At 70.0% G+C, this 21085-nt stretch carries 14 protein-coding genes; 11 read left to right on the top strand and 3 right to left on the bottom strand.

Annotated elements, in window-relative coordinates:
* Positions 1 to 137 precede the first annotated feature (137 nt).
* Positions 138 to 1145: a DUF2382 domain-containing protein gene (locus CcI49_RS22515; RefSeq protein ID WP_054566156.1), complete on the top strand. Its 1008-nt coding sequence runs from the start codon at positions 138 to 140 to the stop codon at positions 1143 to 1145.
* A gap of 91 nt (positions 1146 to 1236) precedes the next feature.
* Here the strand turns inward: CcI49_RS22515 and CcI49_RS22510 are convergent, their stop codons facing one another.
* Positions 1237 to 2451: an amidohydrolase family protein gene (locus CcI49_RS22510; protein ID WP_054566157.1), complete on the bottom strand. Its 1215-nt coding sequence runs from the start codon at positions 2449 to 2451 to the stop codon at positions 1237 to 1239.
* 194 nt (positions 2452 to 2645) lie between these two features.
* On the opposite strand from CcI49_RS22510, the gene CcI49_RS22505 reads away from it, so the two are divergent.
* The 5 genes from CcI49_RS22505 (at position 2646) to CcI49_RS22485 (ending at position 11094) form a co-directional block, all read left to right on the top strand.
* Positions 2646 to 3731 carry a TIGR03857 family LLM class F420-dependent oxidoreductase gene (locus CcI49_RS22505; RefSeq protein ID WP_076829122.1) on the top strand — a complete coding sequence of 362 codons (1086 nt, stop codon included), beginning with the start codon at positions 2646 to 2648 and terminating at the stop codon, positions 3729 to 3731.
* Positions 3732 to 3845: 114 nt separating this feature from the next.
* Positions 3846 to 4661, top strand: a complete 816-nt coding sequence (locus tag CcI49_RS22500) for a dihydrodipicolinate reductase (RefSeq protein WP_241840191.1) — start codon at positions 3846 to 3848, stop codon at positions 4659 to 4661.
* Between the two features lie 390 nt (positions 4662 to 5051).
* A complete protein-coding gene (locus tag CcI49_RS22495; RefSeq protein ID WP_076829120.1) occupies positions 5052 to 7415 on the top strand; it encodes a LuxR C-terminal-related transcriptional regulator in 2364 nt (787 codons plus the stop codon).
* A gap of 571 nt (positions 7416 to 7986) precedes the next feature.
* Positions 7987 to 9126, top strand: a complete 1140-nt coding sequence (locus CcI49_RS22490; protein ID WP_076829118.1) for a lipocalin family protein — start codon at positions 7987 to 7989, stop codon at positions 9124 to 9126.
* 456 nt (positions 9127 to 9582) lie between these two features.
* Positions 9583 to 11094: an acyl-CoA synthetase gene (locus CcI49_RS22485; RefSeq protein ID WP_076829117.1), complete on the top strand. Its 1512-nt coding sequence runs from the start codon at positions 9583 to 9585 to the stop codon at positions 11092 to 11094.
* Positions 11095 to 11285: 191 nt separating this feature from the next.
* Here CcI49_RS22485 and CcI49_RS22480 read toward each other — a convergent pair whose 3' ends face one another.
* Positions 11286 to 12752 (bottom strand): aldehyde dehydrogenase family protein, encoded by a 1467-nt coding sequence (locus CcI49_RS22480; protein ID WP_198955596.1) that lies wholly within the window; start codon positions 12750 to 12752, stop codon positions 11286 to 11288.
* A 94-nt stretch (positions 12753 to 12846) separates the two neighbouring features.
* Positions 12847 to 14565 carry a class I adenylate-forming enzyme family protein gene (locus tag CcI49_RS22475; RefSeq protein ID WP_076829116.1) on the bottom strand — a complete coding sequence of 573 codons (1719 nt, stop codon included), beginning with the start codon at positions 14563 to 14565 and terminating at the stop codon, positions 12847 to 12849.
* A 437-nt stretch (positions 14566 to 15002) separates the two neighbouring features.
* On the opposite strand from CcI49_RS22475, the gene CcI49_RS22470 reads away from it, so the two are divergent.
* The 5 genes from CcI49_RS22470 (at position 15003) to CcI49_RS22450 (ending at position 21040) form a co-directional block, all read left to right on the top strand.
* On the top strand, positions 15003 to 16175 hold the full coding sequence (locus CcI49_RS22470; protein WP_076829115.1) for a thiolase family protein: 1173 nt from the start codon (positions 15003 to 15005) through the stop codon (positions 16173 to 16175).
* Positions 16176 to 16323: 148 nt separating this feature from the next.
* Complete coding sequence (locus CcI49_RS22465; protein ID WP_076829375.1) at positions 16324 to 17988, top strand: NAD(P)/FAD-dependent oxidoreductase; 1665 nt, start codon at positions 16324 to 16326, stop codon at positions 17986 to 17988.
* Between the two features lie 9 nt (positions 17989 to 17997).
* Complete coding sequence (locus CcI49_RS22460; RefSeq protein WP_076829114.1) at positions 17998 to 18783, top strand: alpha/beta hydrolase; 786 nt, start codon at positions 17998 to 18000, stop codon at positions 18781 to 18783.
* Between the two features lie 83 nt (positions 18784 to 18866).
* A complete protein-coding gene (locus tag CcI49_RS22455; protein WP_076829113.1) occupies positions 18867 to 19847 on the top strand; it encodes an alcohol dehydrogenase catalytic domain-containing protein in 981 nt (326 codons plus the stop codon).
* Between the two features lie 401 nt (positions 19848 to 20248).
* Entirely contained in the window at positions 20249 to 21040 is a 792-nt protein-coding gene (locus CcI49_RS22450; RefSeq protein ID WP_054566168.1) for an ABC transporter ATP-binding protein, read from the top strand.
* Positions 21041 to 21085: the final 45 nt, after the last annotated feature.

Genomic DNA, 21085 nt, shown 5'->3' with positions numbered 1-21085 from the left:
TTTGGTGCACCCGACCCCCGAAAATCCGTTTCGCGTGCTGTTGTCCGTGGCCGACTATCTTGCCGGCGGACGTATTAGAGGAGCCCCGGCGGGAAAACGAACATCAGTGACCGGACTAATCAGGAGAAGGGGATCGCATGCCTGCGCTCACCGAATTCGACCGCTGGCCGGGCCGTACCGTCGTCGGCCGCGACGGGGAGAAGATCGGGACGATCTCGACTCTCTACGTCGAGCCGTCCAACACCGAGCGCCCCGCCTATGCCGCCGTGCACACCGGGCTGTTCGGGACGAAGACGACGGTCGTGCCGCTGGACAAGGCCTCCGTCCAGGGGGACAAGCTCGCCGTGCCCCTGACCAGGGAGCAGGTGAAGGACGCGCCGAGGATCGATTCCGGTGAGGACATCTCGCCGCGCAAACAGGAGGAGATCAACGCCTACTACGGCTTCGGCACCGGAAGGACAGTCCGGGGTTCCGCCGCTGGAACGGCGGCCGGTGCCGCGGCCGGCACTATGGGCGGAACCCTCGCGGGCAGTGAACGGGCCGACCAGCGAACCGTGGAGGCGGACGAGAGCGCGACGGGCCGGCGAGCCATGGCGGCGGATGAGCGGACCGCTGGGCAGCGAGGCATGGACACGGAGCAGCGAGCCTCCCGGCAGGCGACGTCGGCGACAGACCAGCGGGCCGGCGCCGCCCAGGGCAGGGCGCCCGACGAGCGGGAACGCGGCGCACCGGTCCGTGGTGCCGAAGGTGAGATGACCCGCTCGGAGGAGCGCCTCCGGATCAGCACCGAGACCGTCGAGACCGGTCGGGCTCGGCTGCACAAGTACGTGGTGACCGAGAACGTTCGCAAGTCCGTTCCGTTCAGCCACGAGGAGGTGCGGCTCGAACGCGAGACCATCACGGATGCCGACCGGGCCGCGATACGCACCAGGCCCGAGCTGACCGAACAGGACCAGGAGGTGACGCTGCACGCGGAGCGGCCCGTCATCCAGAAGGAGACCGTGCCGGTCGAACGTGTACGGCTGACCACCGAGCGGGTAACCGAGGAACGGCAGATAGAGGAGCAGTTGCGCCACGAGGAAATCAACATGGACGTCGACGAAAGTCAGGGTCGCAGCGGCGAGCAGAGGCCCCGCCGGCCCTGAAGCCGGAGACCGTCGCCGCCACCGCCCGGGAGCGGGGGCGGCGACGGCTGTGTCACGCCGCCGGGCTGTGTCGCGTCACGCCTCTGGGTTGTCAGGCCTGAGCTGTGGCCGGTGCCGGGCGCTTGAGCCCGAGCAGGTCGAACATGTTGGCGGACATGATCTTCTCGATCTCGGCCGGGGTCCGGTCCCCGAGCTCGTCGGCGAACGAGAGGGGTTCGGCGAGGCCTTCGGGGTGGGGGTAGTCGGAGCCGAAGCAGACCCGGTCGGCGCCCATGAGGCTGATGAGGCCGTCGAGGGAGTCCTCCCAGAACGGATTGATCCAGATGTTGCGCCGCAGGACCTCGATGGGGTGGGTGGGGAACTCCCGCGGCATCTTCTTCCAGGCGAGCTCGAGGTTTCTGGCCAGCAGCCCCACCCAGCTGCCGCCGTTCTCGACGCTGATGAGGCGGACACCGGGGAAGCGGTCGAGCATCCCGTGGCAGATGGCGGAGGCGAGGGTGTCCTGGATGGTGCGGCCGCCGTCGGCGACGTAGGCGAAGGTCTTGGGCCTGAAGGCGACGTACTCGCCGGTGTTGCCTTCCCAGGTGTTGAGGTAGTCCTGGTAGCCGCTGTCGGAGGCGTGCAGGGCGACCAGCACGCCGGCTTCCTGGACCCGGGCCCAGAAGGGGTCGAACTCCGGCAGGAACGGTGAGCGCAGGCCACGCAGGCCGGCGACCGGTGCCGGACGGACCAGGATCGCGCGGGCGCCGCGCTCCAGGACACGTTCGAGCTCGGCGATGCCACCCTCGACGTCGCAGGGGGAGATGATCGGGGTGGTGAGGATCCGGTCGGCGTAGCTGTACGTCCAGTCGTCGTACAGCCAGTCGTTGAAGGCCCGGATCGCGATCTGGGTGAGCGCCGGGTCGTCGCGCAGCCGTTCCTCGACGAGGCTGGCCAGCGTCGGGAAAAGCAGGCAGGCCGCGACGCCCTGCTCGTCGAGCTGGGCGAGGCGTGCGGCCGGCTCGCGGAACGCGGGAAGCGGTCGGATGGGCTTGCCACTGAGTTCGCGCAGGGTCCTGCCCTCGGGGTTGTTGCCCGAGTAGAACGCCATGTGGGCGCCGGGGGCGGCGACGACCTCGAAGGTCGGGTTGGGGATGAACTCGGTGAGGGTGTTGCGCACGACCAGCTTCTTGCGGCCGCCGAGCTCGACGAAGCGGAACAGGTCCTTGTGCCGCGCCGGCAGGTGCCGGGTGAAGGCGTCCTCCGTCTCGTACAGGTGGTGATCCGCGTCGAAGACCGGAAAGCCGAGATCCTTGCTGGTGGTCATCCTGGACATCCTGGGTGCGTAGAGGGAAGTGGCGCTTTCGCGGACCGGAGGGCCACGGGTCTTGCCCACAGTGCCCTCTTCGGGTTATACCCCAGGGGAGGTTGAGATATCTAGATGTATTGAGGTCCTCCGGCCTGTCGGCTACGGCGTGCGCCGGGCCGCCGCGGGCCGGGCCGCTGTGAGGGAGATCGCCCATGACGACCGACCAGCTCACGGAGCTTGGCTTCTACACCCTGCCCGGGCATTCCGGCACGCCCCGTGACCTGGTCACGGAGGTCCTGGCCGGCGAGCGGCTGGGACTTGGCGCCACGTTCGTCTCCGAGCGGTTCTCGACGAAGGACGCGGCGGTGCTGTCGGGCGCGGCCGGCGCCCTCACCGAGACGCTCGGGATCGCCACGGCGGCGACCAACCACCACACCCGCCATCCGCTGGTCACCGCGACCTTCGCGACGACAATGCACCGCCTCACCGGTGGGCGGTTCGCGCTCGGGCTGGGCCGGGGCTTCGACCGGTTCTGGTCCGCGGTCGGGCTCAGCCCGGTGACCAGCGCGCAGATCGAGGACTTCGCCGGGCTCATGCGCCGGCTGTGGCGAGGAGAGATGATCCTCGGCCACGACGGCCCGGCCGGGAAGTACCCGTACCTGCAGCAGGACCCGGACTTCGACGAGGACATCCCGCTCATGCTCGCCGCGCTCGGACCGCGCAGCCTGGAGCTCGCCGGGCGCTGCCTGGACGGCGTCGTGCTGCACACCTTCTTCTCGGACGTCGCGCTGACGGAGTCCGTGGAGGCGGTGCGCCGGGGAGCGAAGGCGGCGGGACGGGACCCGGACAGCGTCCGGGTCTGGTCGGTGCTGGCCGTCATCGGTGATCACATCCCACCGGACCAGATGCTGCGGCGCACCGTCGGGCGGCTGGCCACCTACCTGCTGGGCTACGGCGACATCCTGGTGCGGGTCAACGACTGGGATCCGGCGGTGCTCGCCCGGTTCCGGGCCGACGAGTTCGTCCAGGGCTTCCAGGGTGCGTTCGACGCGAAGGCCGACGAGCGGCAGCTGGAGCATCTCGCCACGCTGATCCCGGCGGAATGGCTGGCGGCGAGCGCGACGGGGACAGCCGAGCAGTGCGCTGCGGCCGTGGCCCGCCAGTTCGAGCTGGGGGCCACCGGTGTGATCCTGCACGGCGTCTCGCCGGACGAGGTCGCTCCGGTGGTCGAGGCCTATCGCGGGATCCGGCCGCCGTCGGTGCGCGGCCTGCCCGCGAACCCGGGCCGGCTGTCCTGACAGGCCGGCGACTCCGTGGTTCCAGAACCATGATCGTGGTTCCACAGGCATGATCCTGACGATGTCCACGCTGATGCCCGGCGGCGTCGGGCTGGGCTTGACCACCGGCTTCGCTTGACGTTGAAATATATAGATAAAACTGACCGGCCGAACTTCGACCACCTGGAACGGATCCTCGAATCCGGCGTCAACGTGGTCTCGACGATGTACATGATGGCGGGATTCGGCTACGGGCAGGAGGCCACCCACCGGCTGCGGGACGCCTGCCTGCGCGGTGGCTCGTCGCTCTACGCCTCCGGCATCTATCCGGGGCATGCGCCGAATGTGGCGCTGGCCGCCAGCGCGATGTGCAGCCGCATCGAACGGGTCTCGATTCTGGAGTCGCTCGACATCGCCGGCTACGCCAACGAACAGATGTTCCGCGCCCAGGGCTTCGACCTGCCCCCCGAGGATCCCGCGGCCGCGCTGGCCTGTGAGGCGTCCTGCGGATCGTTCAAGGACCAGATCCCGGTGCTCGCGAGGGAGCTCGGCGTCCGGATCGACAGGGTCGGCTTCCGGGTGGAGTTCGCCACCGCCAACGAGGACACCGACTTCGGGTTCATGACCGTCCGCAAGGGGCACATCGCCGGCTTCAGGGGCACCGTGTCCGGTGACCGGGACGGCCGATCCCTCATCGAGTGCTCCTTCGTGTGGAAGCTCGGCGCGGACATGACCCCGAACTGGCCCGTCACCCACGGCTACATCATCGAGCTCGACGGCGATCCCGGTGTCCGGGTCCGTCTCGAGCCCCAGGGAGACCACCTCGACGGCACCGTGACCACGGCGCTGCCCGCCGTCAACGCCATCCCGCAGGTCTGCGCGGCGCCGCCCGGCATCGTCAACCTCACCGGGCTGCCGTTCGTCCGGGGCGCCCACCAGCTCAGGCCCTGAAATGCGGCTCAGGCCCTGAAACACATCCGGCCCTGAACCACATCGAAGGCTGATTCCACCTCCTCACGGTCGAGGAAGGTGGCTCGCCCACGCCGGCAACGAGGCCATCGGGGCGACGTTCATTCCCGACCGGGTCAACGAGCATCTCTGGCAGGACCGGGCTTTGTCCCGGTCCGTGGCAGGGTCGGCCCTCCTCTCGGTTTCGGTGCGCGACGCGTCGGAGTACCGGGACCTGGGTGTCCGGAGTCGCGTGGAGCGGCCGGGATGTCGGGCCCGGCCACGGTAAAAGGATGGGCGGTTTTCCTGGCCCCGTCCACAGTGGAACTACGTAGACGGACTACGGAGATGTCTGACCTTGACGTCCGGTTCCGCGCCCAGAAAAGTTTGGTCATGACCGCGTCCGTGCCCGGGTCACCGCGGCCGCCCGGTGCCGTCCTGCCCACGGAGGTGACCAGCTTCGTCGGCCGGCGGCAGGAGCGCGCCGACCTACGGCAGCGGCTCGGGCGGTTTCGGCTGGTGACGCTCGTGGGCGTGGGCGGTGTGGGCAAGACGCGGCTGGCCCTGCGTACCGCGACGGAAGTCCGCGGTGAGTTTCCCGACGGGGTGTGGTTCGTCGAACTGGCGCAGCTGCGTGACCCGGACCTGCTCGCGCATCAGCTCGCGGCGACGCTCGGCTGCTCGGCGCCGGCGGATCGGACCGTTCTGAGCACGCTGGTGCGGCACCTGAACGAGCGGCGGTTGCTGCTCGTTCTCGACAACTGCGAGCATCTGGCGGACGCCTGCGCAGACCTGGTCGACAGGCTGCTGCGGGCGTGCCCGCGACTGCGTGTTCTCGCGACGAGCCGCGAATCGCTGCGTGTCGAGAGCGAGTGCACGTACCTGGTCACGCCGTTCTCGGTGCCCGAGCGGTCCAGTATCTCCGAGCGCGGTGCGTCCGGCGGCGACGCCGCCGCCCTCTTCCTGGACCGGGCGCGCGCGGTGTGGCCAGGCTTCGATCTCACCCAGGACGACCGCGACGCGATCGGAGACATCTGCCGTCTGGTCGACGGGATCCCGCTCGCGATCGAGCTGGCGGCGGTCAGGCTGCGGGCGCTGTCGCCAGCCGAGGTCCTGCGGCTGCTCCACGAGGGCAGCGAGGTCCTGCGCCACGACGGTCGCCGGATGCCGGAGCGGCGGCGCACCCTGCGAGGCTGCATCGACTGGAGCTTCGACCTCTGCACCGATGCCGAACAGCGCCTGTGGGCGCGGCTGTCGGTGTTCGCCGGTGGCTTCGAGCTCGACGCGGTGCAGGGAATCTGCCAGGGACCGGGGCTGTCTGAGCCGGTGGTCGACCTGATCCTCTCGCTGGTGGACAAGTCGATCCTGATGCCCGAGCCGGGCTCCGGGAAGGCGCGTTTCCGGCTCCTGGAGATGCTGCGCCAGTACGGCTACGAGAAGCTGCGGGACAGCGGCGAGGACACCACGATGCGCCGGGCGCACCGCGACTGGTTCCTTGACCTCGCGACGCGGGCGGAGGCCGGGCTGCTCGGCACCGACCGGCGGCAGTGGCTGCACCGCCTGCGCCGTGACCACGCCAACCTCCAGCGGGCGATGGCCTACAGCATCGACGCGCACGACCACGCGCAGGGGCGCGCCATGGCGCGGTCACTGCAGCACTACTGGGTGGCCGACGGTCGGTTCGACGAGGGGCGGACCTGGCTCGCGCGGTTCCTGCGCGCCGACGACGGAACCGTGCTGGATCGGCTCCAGACCGTACATGCCGCAGGCTGGCTGGCGACCTTACAGGGCGACACCGTCGCGTCGGCGGCGATCCTGCGCCAGGGAGCACAGCTGGCCGCCAGCAGCGATGACGCCTCGGCCGCCGCTCTGATCACCCAGCTGGACGGAATGGACGCGCTCTACACCGGGCAGCCGGTGGCGACGGAACACCTCGAACTCGCACTGGAGCGGTTTCGCCGGGTCGGTGACGTCGACCGCCAGCTGGAGACCCTCGCCCTGCTCACCGTGGCCGCGGCGCTCAGCCCCGCCCCCGTGGAGGCGGGGCGTTACCACGCGGAGTGCGGCGCGCTGGCCAGGTCCCGGCGCGAGCCGGCACTGCGCCTGTACACGGCCTGGCCCTATGCGCTCGCCGTCTGGCGCTCCGGCGATGTGGAAGCCGCGCTGTCGAGTGCCCGGGACGCGCTGTCGTTCGCGGCCAGCCGCTCCGACCAGCTGAGCCTCGCGCTGTGCCTGGAGACCATCGCCTGGATCGAGGCAGGCCGCGGCCGGCAGGTGAACGCCGCCGTCCTGCTCGGCGCGGCGGACCGACTGTGGTCGCGGATGGGGACGTCCACCGCGGCCTTCCCCGGTCTGTTCCGCTTTCGCCGTGACTGTGAGACGGACTGCCGCCGGTTGCTCGGTGACGGCCCGTTCGAGGCCGCGCGGGTTCGCGGTGCCGAGCTGACGCCGGAGCAGGCCTGTTCTCGCGGCCGCGGCCAGCATGAGGAAGGCGCCCCGCCTGGTGTCGCGGGCGGGATCGCCGAGGGGGGCCCACTGTCCGCCGCGGGGCTGACCCGCCGCGAACGGGAGGTTGCCGGCCTGCTGGCCCTGGGACGGACCAACAGGGAGATCGCGATGGAGCTGATGATCGCTCCGCGGACCGCGGAGTCACATGTCCACCAGGTCCTCAGCAAGCTCGGCTTCCACTCCCGGGCGAAGGTCACCGTGTGGCTGGCCGACCAGCTTCGTGGCGCCCCCGAGACGACGGCCAGCTGACACAACGGCCGGCCGCCGCGAAGAGCTGACAGGAGTCGCCGGCGGACCGGCGCCCGGTTGGGACCGGCTCGACTGCCGTCTTGAAATTTCTGGATGTTTCGGCTAGGTTCACTCGTCGGATGATCGTCGTATGTCGGCGGCGGCCGTCCGGACTCACGGTTCACCCACGACCAACAGGCCCAGGCGATCGTCGCGGTTGCCTCGAGTGCGGTTTCCTGTTCGAGATCCTCCGCCAGTCCGTATTCTGGACGCAGGGACGATGTACGACATGAAATCCACCGACGAGCGGCGACGAAGCGGGTCGCGTAACCTCTCGAACGCGTTTTCCCGGCCGGCGGTCGTTGTCGAGATCCTGTGAACAGCGCCGCTGTCAGTCAGCGATGAATCGAATTTTCTGCCGGGCCGGCGAAACCAGCCCCTGGGTCTCCCGGGAGTATTTCACCTCGGCGTTTCCGTCTGCACGGGCAGCGGTCGCCGATTTTATGGACCTCGGCGGCATGGGACAGGCCGCCGACGGCCGGCGAAGCGCCTGCTTCGCCGCGCGACCGCAATTTACGAAAGGAGCGACGTTATGACGTCGACCAAGGGCTTCCGGGTCCGGCCGCGGTTCCGGAGGCTCGCATCGGTCGTGTTAGGTGTAGCAGCCGGCCTGGCGCTGGTCGCGGTGCACATGCCGGTGGCCTCGGCGGCGACGCCCCCGGTGGTGCTGCCGGCGGACGAGTCCGCCCACCCGGACGCGGGGATGGAGTGGTGGTACTTCACCGGCCACCTCACCGGCAAGGATGTCTTCGGCAAGAGCCACTCGTACGGCTTCGAGACAATGGTCGTCCGTAACGACGGGCTCGACACCGCGCCGACCGGGGTCATCTACAACGTGAACATGTCGGTCACGGACCTGACCAGGGGTACCTTCAAGCAGAACCGGGACATCTACAGCATCCAGAATGACCAGACCCCGGCCGGCGGCGGATTCAGCTTCGACGTCGGTGGCGTGCACATGGACGGAAAGAACGGAGTCAATCACATCTGGGGAGGCTTCCCTGACCTCAGCTATGTGTACAGCGGGCTGACGCTGAAGCAGAGCACGCCGGCCGCGCTGCACGGGGGACCCTCGGGCGTGATCCCCTACGGCCCGTTCGGCGAGTCGGCCTACTACTCGCAGACGAATCTCGACGTCTCCGGGAAGCTCTTCGACCACGGCCTGCTCGTGAACGTCACCGGGAAGGCCTGGATGGACCACCAGTGGGGCAACTGGAACCCCGGCAAGGGTGGCTGGGAGTGGTTCAGCATCCAGCTGTCCAACAACACCCAGTACATGCTCTACTTCATCCGCGACGAGAACCACAACTACGTCCAGACGGTCGGGACGCTCATCAACCCCGACGGCAGCACCGTGAACCTGCCGGCGAGCCAGCTCAGTGAGACGGCGCTCGGCAGCTGGACCAGTCCGCACACCGGCATCGTGTATCCCCAGAACTGGAATGTCACTGTTCCGGGCGGCACGCTGACCGTGACGTCACAATTCCCTGACCAGGAGGTCTACAGCGACATCGTCACGGTGGGGTCGTACTGGGAGGGCACCACGACCGTGTCCGGGACGATCAACGGCCAGGCTGTGACCGGGCAGGCCTACGCCGAGGTCATTCCCTTCATCGCGATGCCGGGCCACGGCTATGTCTGGGAGCAGGTCGGAGATCTCCTGGGCCTCTAGTCCGCGGTCGGCATCATTTCTAGGGAAGGTCCTCCGACCTGGGTGGCGGGATTCGACACGGACCCGCCACCTGGCTCGGACGGGGGCACGGTGCCGACTCCGTGAAGGATCCTCGGGTCCGTTTGCGTTTGCGTTTGCGGATCGGTACCCCGGCGCAGAGGAAGCCTGAAGCGATGGCGGGCCCGTGTGACGGGTCCGCCATCGCCGTTGGGGCGCGGTCCGTGACTGTCGCCAGCCGCGGGTGCGGGAAGGCCGCGGCGTGCCCGGCATGGACTCCGGTTGGTCGCGGGGCTTCGGTGTCGCCCGCAACGTCGCGCTGTCGGCGGCCCCCGCCACGCCGGCTGCGCGGCGTCGGTCGCGGGGCAGGCGCGGCCAGTCGGGCCGTTGATATATCTATATAAATTGCCTAGAGTTTCGGGGCATCGCGGGTAGGCAGGCGAGGGGGTCCACGGGGACATGGAGCATCCGAAGCGGTTCGCGGAATCGGCGCCTGACCGCCCGGCGGTGGTCATCGGCGACCGGACCGTTTCATACGGCGAGCTCGAGGCACGTTCCAACCAGCTGGCACACGCGCTGAGATCGCTCGGTCTGGAGACGGGCAGTCACCTGGCTGTGCTGATGGAGAACCGGGCGGAGTATTTCGAGGTCGTGTGGGCGGGCCTGCGTTCCGGGCTGCTCGTCACGCCGATCAACTGGCATCTTTCCGCCGCGGAGGTGGAGTACATCGTCGTGGACTGCGGTGCGACGGCGTTGGTCGCGTCGGCGCCGCGAGCGGACGTCGTGGCAGCCATCGACGCGCCGGCGCTGAAGGTGCGGCTCGCCGTCGGCGGGTCCATCGACGGGTTCGCCTCGTACGAGGAGACTCTCGCGGCCTGTCCCACGTCGCCGATCGGCGACGAGTGTGAGGGCAACTGGATGTTCTACTCGTCGGGTACCACAGGGCGGCCGAAGGGGATCACCCCGGCGACGGTCGGTGGCCCCCTCGGTGAACCCGCCGGCTTCACCGCCATGGTCCGGTTCCTCTTCGGCGGCGACGAGTCGACCGTCTATCTCAGCCCGGCGCCCTTTTACCATGCCGCTCCACTGGGCTGGGCGAGCGCGATCCATCGGATCGGCGGCACGGTTGTGGCGGTCGAACGGTTCGACGCGGGTGAGTTCCTTGGGCTGATCGAACGCCATCGGGTGACGTTGGCTCAGGTGGTGCCGACGCATCTGGTGCGGCTGTTGAAGCTGCCGGAGGTGGATCGGGTCCGGTTCGATCTGTCGAGTCTGCGGACTCTGGTGCATGCGGCGGCGCCGTGCCCGCCGGAGGTGAAGCGGGCCGTTCTGGACTGGCTCGGGCCGGTGGTGCACGAGTACTACTCGGGTAGTGAGGGTGTCGGGTTCTGTGCGATCGGGCCGCAGGAGTGGCTTGCGCATCCGGGCTCGGTCGGGAAGTCGATGTTGGGGCCGGTGCATGTCGTCGGGGAGGACGGCAGTGAGCTGCCGCCGCGCACCGAGGGAAGGGTGTATTTCGAGTCGCCGAACGGTTTCGCCTATCACGGTGCTCCGGAGAAGACGGCTGGTGCGTTCAACGAGAAGGGCTGGGGTACTTTCGGGGAGATCGGCTGGGTTGATGAGGAGGGGTATCTGTACCTCACCGACCGTGCGTCGAACATGATTATCTCGGGTGGGGTGAACATCTATCCACGTGAGATCGAGGACGCGCTGATTCTGCATCCGGCCGTTGCGGACGTGGTGGTGATCGGCGTTCCGGACGCGGAGATGGGGGAGTCGGTGCGTGCTGTCGTCCAGCCGGTGGCCCCGCCAGCCGACTCGGCCGCGCTCGAGGAGGAGCTCATCGAGTTCGTCCGGGAGCGCATCGCGCGTTACAAGGCGCCGCGTTCGGTGGTGTTCCTGTCCGAGCTGCCGCGCCTGCTGACCGGGAAGGTCGCCCGCCGCCTGCTGCCCCCCGAGGTGACGCGATGAACCGACGAGCACCCTGATCGGGCGTGGCGATCCGTTCGCCGCGGCCTCGGTGCCGGCGTTCGCGCGGGTGACCTTCGCGCGGGTGACCTTCGCGTGGGTGAACGCCGAGTGCCACCAGGGAGCCGCGCACGCCGACGCCGCGTTCCGGGGGATCCGCCGATCCCCCGGAACGCGGCGTTCTGCTGTGCCGGTCACCTGCCTGCCGGCCACCCCACGGTCTTGGTCTCGGTGAAGATCTCCAGGCCTTCGAGGCCGCATTGCCGCCCGATGCCGGACTGCTTGTAGCCGCCGAAGGGGGCGTCCGCCCCGTACCACATGCCGCCGTTGATGCCGAGGGTTCCGGTGCGGATCCGCCGGGCGACGGCCTTGGCCCGGTCCAGGTCACCGGAGGTGATCATTCCGGACAGGCCGTAGACGGAGTTGTTGGCGATGCGGACGGCGTCGTCGTCATCGTCGAAGCCGATGACGACGAGGACCGGGCCGAAGATCTCCTCCTGGGCGATGGTCATGTCGGGTGTGACGTCGGCGAACAGGGTCGGCTCGACGAAGTAGCCGCGGTCGAGGTCCTTCGGTACCCCGCCGCCCAGGACGACGCGGGCGCCCTGCTGGCGGCCGGAGTCGAGGTAGCCGAGGACCCGCTCCTGCTGGCGGCGTGAGACCTGCGGGCCCTGGAGCACCGACGGGTCGGTCGGGTCTCCGTACTTCACGCCCTCGAACGCGACCTTGGCGAGCTCGATCGCCTCGTCGTAGCGGGAGTTCGGGACGAGCAGCCGGGTCGGCATGGCGCAGCCCTGCCCGGCATGCATGCAGACCATGGCGGCGGTGGGAATCGCCTTCGTCAGGTCGGCGTCTTCCAGGACGAGGTTCACCGACTTGCCGCCGAGCTCGAGGAACGTCGGCTTCACCGTGGCGGCCGCGGCCTGCATGACCCGTCGCCCGGTCGCCGTCGAGCCGGTGAAGGCGACCATGTCGACGTCCGGCGAGGTCGAGAGCACCTCGCCGACCAGGTGGTCGGAGGAGGCGACGATGTTCACGACGCCCGGCGGGATGTCGGTCTTCTCCGCGATCAGGCGGCCCAGCCGGGTGGTGTTCCAGGGCGTGTCCGGGGCGGGCTTGAGCACGCAGGTGTTGCCCATCGCGAGGATGGGGCCGAGCTTGTTCAGCGCGATCTCGAGGGGGAAGTTCCAGGGCACGATCACCCCGACGACGCCGACGGGCTCCTTCCAGACCTCGCGGGCCGACGGGAAGCCCATGCCGAACGCGTCGTGGTCCGGCAGCGAGCGCGTCCATGGGAACGACTCGATCTGCTCGGCGGGCCAGCGCAGCGCCTCCCGCAGGGGCGCGTCGAGCTGCGGGCCGTAGGTGGTGATGACCGGGCAGCCCACCTCGGCGACAAGCTCCGCGCGCAGCTCCTCGACCTCGGCCTCGATCGCGGCCTGCAACTGCAGCAGGCCCCGCTTGCGAGCCTCGGGGTCACGCGACCACTCGGTCTGGTCGAACGCGGCGCGGGCCGCGCCGACGGCCCGTTCCATGTCGGCGCGCGAGGCGTCCGCGGTGACCCCCAGCACCTCCTCCGTGGCCGGGTTGATGTTGTCGAACACCCGGCCGCCCTCGGCCTCGACAAGCTTTCCGTCAATCAACAGGCGGTGCTCGGACACGGTTGCGCCCTCCAGAGGCGCCGGCTTCGCCGGCACACGTGGTTGTGGGGTCTCGGACCGGCCTGGTCTGGTGGTCAGCGGCGCTCGGCGCGGGTCACCAGCCACGGACGATCCTGTCGGTGTCGTCCGTGATCAGCGCACGGACGTCGTTCTTGGCCACCTTGCCGGTGGCGGTCTTCGGTAGCTCGGCGATGATGTACAGCGCCTCGGGGCACTTGAAGGCGGCCAGCCGGCCGGTCGCGAAGGCCCGCAGATCATGGAGGCCGGGCGCGGCGCCGGGCCGCGGTACGACCACCGCGCAGACCCGCTCGCCCATCATCGGCTCGTCCAGCCCGACGACGGTCACCTCGGCCACGCCCGGATGCTCGTGCAGGACTGCCTCGACCTCGGTGCAGTAGACGTTCTCGCCGCCCCGGATCACCACGTCCTTGCGCCGGTCGACGACGTGCAGGAAGCCCTCGTCGTCGAGGAAGCCGACGTCACCCGAGCGGAACCAGCCGTCCTGGAACGACGTCGCGGTCGCGGCCTCGTCGTTCCAGTAGCCCCTGGCCACCTGTGGGGAGCGGAAGCAGACCTCGCCGGTCCCGCCGGCCGGAAGCGGTTCGCCGTCCGCGTCGAGGACCCGCACGTCCGCGGTGAGGTTCGGCCGGCCGACGCAGTCCGGACGAGCCTGAAACTCGACGCCGACGTTGGTCACCACGGCGGATGTCGTCTCGGTGAGACCGTAGCCGTTGAAGACCTGGACGTCGGGACCGAGCACCTCGACGGCACGCGCGACGAGGTCGGGGGGGACGGCGGCACCGCCGATCGAGAAGCCGCGGACGTGCTCGGCGAGCGAGCGGGTCCGCGGGTGTTCGAGCATCTGCCGTGCGACGGCCGGGACACCGCCGAGCGCGGTCACCTGCTCCGCGGCGGCGAGGCGCAGGGCCTCCTCGACGTCCCACCGGTGCATCATCACGATCTTGGCGCCGCCGAGCGGGCTGGAGATGATGGTGGTGACGCCGCCGATGTGGAACATCGGGCCGGTCGAGAGCGTCGCGGGCTGGCGGTTCTCGCGCGGCGCCCGGCCGGCGACGATGCCTTCACGCAGGTTCGCGAAGGCCATGTTCCAGATGTTGGCGGTCATCGCCCGGTTCGTGCTGACCGCGCCCTTGGGGCGTCCGGTGGTGCCGGAGGTGAACAGCAGGGTCACCGGGTCGTCGCGGTCCAGCCGGGCGATGGATCCGTCGTCGATCGGCTCCGCGGCCGTGAGCTCGGCGAACGGGACGTCACCCAGGTCGGAACGAACGCCGACGAGCGTGAGGCCGTCGGGCCTGCCGGCCGCGCGCACCCGGCTCAGGCGCTCCCCGTCCGCGAACAGCACCGACACCGCGGCGTCCCGTAACGCGTAGTCGAGTTCCGGTGTGGTCCACCACGCGTTCAGCGGCGTGACGATGGCGCCGACGAGCAGGGCGCCCCAGAACGACGTCACGTACTCCGGCAGGTTGCGCATGGCGATGCCGACCCGGTCGCCGGGGCGCACACCGTGCACGGAACGCAGCTGAGCCGCCACCGCCCGCGCCTGCAGCCGGGTCTGGGCGAAGGTCTGCCGCTCGCCCTGATAAACCGTGTGGATCAGGGCCTGGTGGGCGGCGCCCATCAGGAAGATGTCGTTGACGGTGCGCGGCCCGCGGACGAAGTCGCGCAGTGGGATGCCGTGGAGCTCCACGTCCTCGACCTCGAACGGTCCACCGGGCCCGAYGAGGGGAGCCAGTCGCGGATCGTCGCGATAGACCGGCGCGATGCCGGAGCCGGCCAGAAAATGTCGGGTCATCGTGGGAGAACCGCCCTTCACACGTGGGTCCCTGTCCGTCCCGGCCGCGGAACCGCAGGTCGACGGACCATCCCTCGGTGGGTTGTACCTCATCCGGGCGAAAACATCGAGATGTATCCGAGGTCGATGGTGGACGCTGCGCCGGCGCGGACGCCCCAGTCGCTACTACGGTGGCTGCTTGCGGCGGGCCTGAGGGCGGCCGTTTCCCGATGCGTCGGGCCTGTCTGGCGTTGTTAGATGTAGATGTATTACCGGGCTGGGTGTGTGAGTCCGCGCACCGGGCGCCGGTCCGCGGTGCGGCGAGTGCCCGGGCGAGCGATCAGTTCGCGCCTGACGGGCCGCTCCAGGCCTGGTGCCCGGCCGTCCACGTTCAGCGCGCCATCCGCCGTAGGTGTCCGGCGTCCCCGGGCACAGCCAACCTCCCGGAGGGGTCCATCGTGACCGAAGCAGTCATCATCTCGACCGCCCGCACCCCGATCGGACGAGCCCGCAAGGGATCTCTGGTAAGCCTGGACGCCTTCGACCTCGCGGAGATCGTCGTGCCCGCGGTGCTCGATCGCAGCGGCGTGCCGGCCCGGGACGTCGACAGCCTGGTGCTCGCCGAGGCCTACCAGGGCGGCGGGGTCATCGCCCGCAACGTCGCGGTACGGCTCGGCCTCGACGACATCGCCGGGGTGGCCACCAACCAGCACTGTGCCGGCGGGCTGAGCGCGGTCGCGATCGCCGCGGGCAGCGTCCGTGCCGGCATGGACAAGGTCGTCATCGCCGGCGGGACGGAGAGCCTGAGCAACAGCGCGATGACGACCACCCGCAAGGGCGCGGACGGTCAGCCGGTTACCTGGGTGTCGGCGTCACACCCGGAGAGCCCGCAGGCTCCGGCCTTCGACATGTCGATCACGGTCGGTGAGAACACCGCCCGCGAGCTGGGGCTGACCCGTCTCGACGTGGACGAGTGGGCCGTGTACAGCCACGCGCAGGCGATCGCCTCGATCGACGGCGGGTACTTCACCGAGCAGATCGTGCCGGTGCCGGTGCCCCAGCCGGACGGCTCGACCCGGCTGTTCGACACCGACGAGTTCCCCCGCCGCGGAACCACGGTGGAGGGGCTGGCCCAGCTGCGGCTGCTGCACCCCGAACTGCCGAACCCGACGGTCACCGCCGGGAACGCTGCCGGCCTCAACGACGCGGCCGCCGCCGTCACGGTGGCCAGCAGCGAGTACGCCGAGGCCCACGGGCTGCGCCCGCTGGCCCGGATCCGGTCGTGGGCCTCGGTCGGGGTCGCCCCGGCGCTGACCGGCCTCGGCCCCTCCCTCGCGATCCCGAAGGCGCTGGACCGCGCGGGACTGACGCTCGCCGACATCGACCTCTTCGAGGTCAACGAGGCGTTCTGCTCGGTCCCGGTGGCCACGATCCGCAAGCTCGGGATCGCGCCGGAGATCGTGAACATCAACGGCAGCGGCGCGAGCCTGGGCCACCCGATCGCCGCCACCGGCGCGCGGATGGTGGTCACCATGGTCGCCGAGCTTCGCCGCCGGGGGAACGCGCTCGGCGTGGTGTCGATGTGTGCCGGCGGCGGCATGGGTGCCGCGATGGTCGTCGAGGCACTCTGACCCTCGGGGCCTGGTGAGCTGGGAGCGGCCGGTGTCGGCGCGGCGCCCGGTCGGCGCCGGCCGCTCCCTTGACGACACCCCCTGCGGGCGAAATATTTAGAGCTATGCGGGGGTCTGACTTACACCAGCGATTCGTGGGGGCGTGGCCGTGAGCGACGGGAACGGAACACGCGCAGGTAGCACCCGGCCGACGGGCGCCGCTGACCGGCACTATGACGCGATCGTGGTGGGTGCGGGGTTCGCCGGCCTGTACGCCCTGCACAGGCTGCGAGCCGACGGGCTGCGGGTACGGGTGCTGGAGGCCGCCGACAGCGTCGGCGGGACCTGGTTGTTCAACCGTTACCCCGGCGCGCGCTGTGACATCGAGAGCATCGAGTACTCGTACAGCTTCTCCCCGGAGCTCCAGCAGGAGTGGAACTGGTCCGAGGTGCTGCCGGGCCAGCCGGAGATCGAGGCCTACCTGAACTTCGTCGCGGACCGGCTCGACCTGCGCCGCGACATCCAGTTCGACACCCGGGTCGTCGAGATGTCCTTCGACGAGGCCGACTCGACGTGGACGGTGYGGACCGAGGCGGGGGAGAGCTTCACCGCGCCGTTCGTCGTCGCCGCCACCGGCATCCTCTCCGCGCCGCTCGACCCGGGCATACCCGGCCTCGACACCTTCGGCGGCACGGTCCTGTTCAGCAGCCGGTACCCGCGCGAGGGCTTCGACCTCGCCGGCAGGCGGGTGGCGGTGATCGGTACCGGCTCCACCGGTGTCCAGATCATCCCGGCGGTCGCCGAGCAGGCGGAACACCTCTACGTCCTGCAGCGGTCCGCCGCCTACACGCTGCCCTCGCCCGCCCGTCCCTACGAGCCGGGCGAACTCGACGAGCTCAAGGCGAACTACGACGACATCCGGGCCGCCCAGCTGGTCGCCCACGTGGGCGCGGCCCGCACGAGCGCCTTCTCCGTGTTCATGAACATGGGCGGTTTCCCGCCGCTGAAGACGGCGACGCGCGAGGAGCAGCTGCGCGCGATCGAGGAGAACGGCGTCCGGGGAGCGCTGTACTGGAGCGACGTGCTGTCCGACCCCGAGGCGGGGGAGCTGGCGACCGCGCTGTACGGCGAGGCGGTCGCGCTGATCGTGCGGGATCCGCGGACGGCCGCCGGCCTGACCCCGGCCTATCCGTTCGGCTGCAAGCGGCCGATCATCGACGTCGGCTACTACGAGACGTTCAACCGGGACAACGTCACGCTGGTGGACCTGCGCCAGGGCGCGATCGAGGAGATCACCCCCACCGGCATCCGCACCGGGCAGGGCCATCACGAGGTCGACGTGATCCTCTTCGCCACCGGCTTCGACGCGCTTACGGGCGCGCTGACGCGCATCGACGTCCGTGGCCGGGATGGCGTGGTCCTGGGCGACGTCTGGCGGGACGAGGGCCCCGTCGCCTACCTGGGCTTGGGCGTCGCCGGCTTCCCCAACCTCTTCCTCATCCAGGGGCCGGGCAGCCCGTCCGCGGCGTCGAACTATCTCGCGACCATGGAGTACCAGATCAGGTGGATAGCGGACTGCGTGGCACACCTGCGCGGCGGTGGCCACCAGACGATCGAGACCCTTCCCGAGGCACAGAGCGAGTGGATCGACGGGGTGCAGGCGCTGGTGGCGGGCAGCGTGCTGCTCCACCCGAAGTGCGACTCCTGGTACAACGGCGCCAACGTCCCGGGCAAGAAGCGGATGTACACGACCTACGTCGCCGGCGTTCCGGAGTTCCACAAACAGTGTGATCAGGTCGTCGCCTCGGGCTACTCCGGCTTCAAGATCTCCTAGGGGCTTCCGGTGGCGTTCGCGCAGGTCGGTGACGTCCGACTGTTCTTCACCGACGAGGGCACCGGCGACCTGCCGCTGCTGCTCGTCCACGGCTACACCTCCGATTCGCATGACTGGAGCTGGCAGCTGCCGTACCTGGCCGCCCGCCGGCGGGTGATCGCCGTCGACCTGCGCGGTCACGGCCGCTCCAGCGCGCCTCCCGACGGCTACACGACCACGCAGTTCGCCGCCGACCTCGCCGGGCTGCTCGACCAGCTCGAGGTGGAACGGGTCGTCGCCGTCGGTCATTCGATGGGTGGCAGCATCGCCGGCAGCCTGGCGGTCGAACACCCCGACCGGGTGGCCGCCATGGTCGGCGTCGACCCCGCCTACCTGCTCCCGGACGAGATCGCCGGCGGCATCCGGCCGCTGCTCGACCTGCTCGCGGTGTCCGACCCGGTGCCCCTGGTCCAGCAGCTGGTGGGGGGCATGGATTCCCCGGCCCGGGACCCGGCCCTGCGCACCTGGCAGGTTCGCCGCATCGCCGGCATGGCCGACCACGTGCTGCGCCAGRCGCTGGAGGCCCAGGCGACCGGGATGGCGCTGCACTCGCACAGCGCGCCCTACCTGCGCAGGCGGACCTGCCCGGTGCTGACCTTCTACGCCGACCCGACGCGGGCCGCCGCCGAGCAGGCGATCTTCGCGGACCCGCGGTCCCGGGTGGTGACCTGGGAGGGCGCCGGCCACTGGCTGCACCAGGAGCGCCCAGCCGAGTTCAACTCCCTTCTCACCACGTGGCTGGATTCGCTCGCCTGAGCTGCTCCTCGGCTGCCTGCGGCGGCCACGAAAGACGTCGATCTCACGCGACCGTTGACCGGTCGTGGAACAAGCGAGGTGTCATGCGCGCGGCTGTGATCGCTTCCGGGGGCCGGTATGAGATCACCGAGGTCCCGGATCCGTCCCCGGGCCCCGGCGAGCTCCTGCTCCGCGTCACCGCGTGCGGGTTCTGCGGCTCCGACGTCAAGGCGCGGGCGGCGATGCCCACAGGGGTGATCATGGGGCACGAGTTCGGCGGCGAGATCGTCGGGATCGGCCCGGACACGGCGGGTTGGCGGGAGGGCACCCAGGTCGCGGTGCTGCCCGCGCTTTCCTGTGGGAAATGCGAGTGGTGCGCCTCCGGCCGGGTGATCCACTGCCCGCAGGTGCGCCTGGTCGGGCTCGGTGGCAGTGGGGGCGGCTTCGCGCAGCTGGCGGTGGTCACCGCGGCCGCCGCCATCCCGCTGGCACCGGGGATCGATCCCTTGTACAGCGCGCTGGTGGAGCCGTTCGCGGTCGGCCTGCACATCGCCCGGACGGGGCACCTGACCGAAGGTGACGACGTGCTCGTCGTCGGCGCCGGGACGGTGGGCCTCACGACGATCGCGTGGGCGCGCCAACACGGCGCCCGGCGGATCACCGCCGTCGACCCGGTGGCCATCCGCCGGTCAGCCGCGGCATCCTTCGGGGCGACCGAGGTCGTCGGCTCCGTCGAGGAGGTCGCCGCCGGCACCTACAGTTTCGTCGCCGAGTGCGCGGGCAGGGCATCGCTGCTCGACGCCTGCGTGACCGCCGCACGGCCGGGGGCCCGGATCGTGATGGCAGGTGTGACGATCGAGCCGACCCCGTTCGCGTCGGTCGCGGCCCTGATGAAGGAGGTCTCGGTCGGCTTCGCCGTCTACTACACCCCCGAGGAGTTCCGCACCGTCGTCGACGCGTTCGCCGGCGGGCGGATCGACCCGGAGCCGCTGATCGCCCGGTGGGTGGGCCTCAGCGAGGTGAACGAGGCCTTCGACGATCTCGCCAACGTCACCGCGAGCGCGAAGATTCTCCTCCGGCCCTGACCCCGCGTCGTCACAGCATTTAAATATCTAGCCCATTCGCGGGTCAATGCTCCGCCGTGGTCGATCTGCCGCCCGGTTCGCCGGGCGTCGCCCAGCCCGTGGCCTCCGGGTTCCGTTGATCGTGTCGACGCCTGCGCGGGATGGCGGTGCGGGCGTTCGGTGATCGCCGGTAGGGTTGGGCTAGAAACATATATATCTATCGGCTAGGCTTCTGTGTGAGTCGTCACATGTAGGGCGAGCGGGCCTGGAGCCGGTGCCGGGCAGCCCGCCCTACCGACCTCGCCCGGGATGTCGTGGCCGCCCACCCTGACGCGTCCCGTCAGTAGCCCTGGCCAATGGCTCGAGCCCTGGCTAACGGCTCGCCACACATCGATCACCTCGTGCGTGACACAGGAGGCCCCATGCCCACCCCGGCGGCACCCGCTGCCCCAGCGGACGACCCACTTCTGACGCTCGGCGGCGTCAGCAAACGATTCGGCGGCGTACATGCGCTCACCGACGTCGACCTGGAGGTCGCACCGGGAACCGTGCGTGGCCTGATCGGGCCGAACGGAGCGGGGAAGACGACGCTGTTCGACGTCATCTCGGGGATCACCCCGGCCAGCCGCGGCTTCGTGCGGTTCGCGGGCGCCGACGTGACCGGCCGGTCCTCGACCGCACGCGCGCGCATGGGCATGCGGCGGACCTTCCAACGTGCCCAGGTCTTCAGCTGGCTGTCCGTGGCGGACAACGTGCTGGCAGCGTTGGAATGGCGTGGTGGCGGCGGGGGCGTCCTGGGCGATCTGTGCGGCTGGCCGGCGCGGCGGCGGCACGAACGCGAACGCCGGGAGCGGGTCGCCGAGATCCTCGAGTGGTGTGGCCTGACAGCCGTCCGCGGGGTCACCGCCGGTTCGCTGCCACTGGGGCAGCAGCGACTCGTCGAGCTGGCGCGGGCGATCGTGGACCGCCCGACCCTGCTGCTGCTCGACGAGCCCACCTCGGGCCTGGACGCCGCGGAGTCCGCGCGTTTCGGTGATCTCATCGAGTCACTGCGAAGCGAGGGCTGTGCGGTCCTGCTGGTCGAGCACGACGCCGGCTTCGTGATGCGGATCTGTGACCGGATCTCCGTGCTCAACCTCGGCTCGGTGCTCGCGGAAGGAACCCCGGACGAGATCCAGCGTGATGAAAGAGTCCGCGATGCCTACCTCGGCTGACCGGCTGGCGAAGGCACCCGCATCGCTGACCGCGAAACGTCCGAC

The organism is Frankia sp. CcI49, assembly GCF_001983215.1.
Taxonomy (GTDB): domain Bacteria; phylum Actinomycetota; class Actinomycetes; order Frankiales; family Frankiaceae; genus Parafrankia; species Parafrankia irregularis.
The sequence above is the reverse complement of the archived record's forward strand: the minus strand, read 5'-3'. Positions and strand labels throughout refer to the sequence as shown.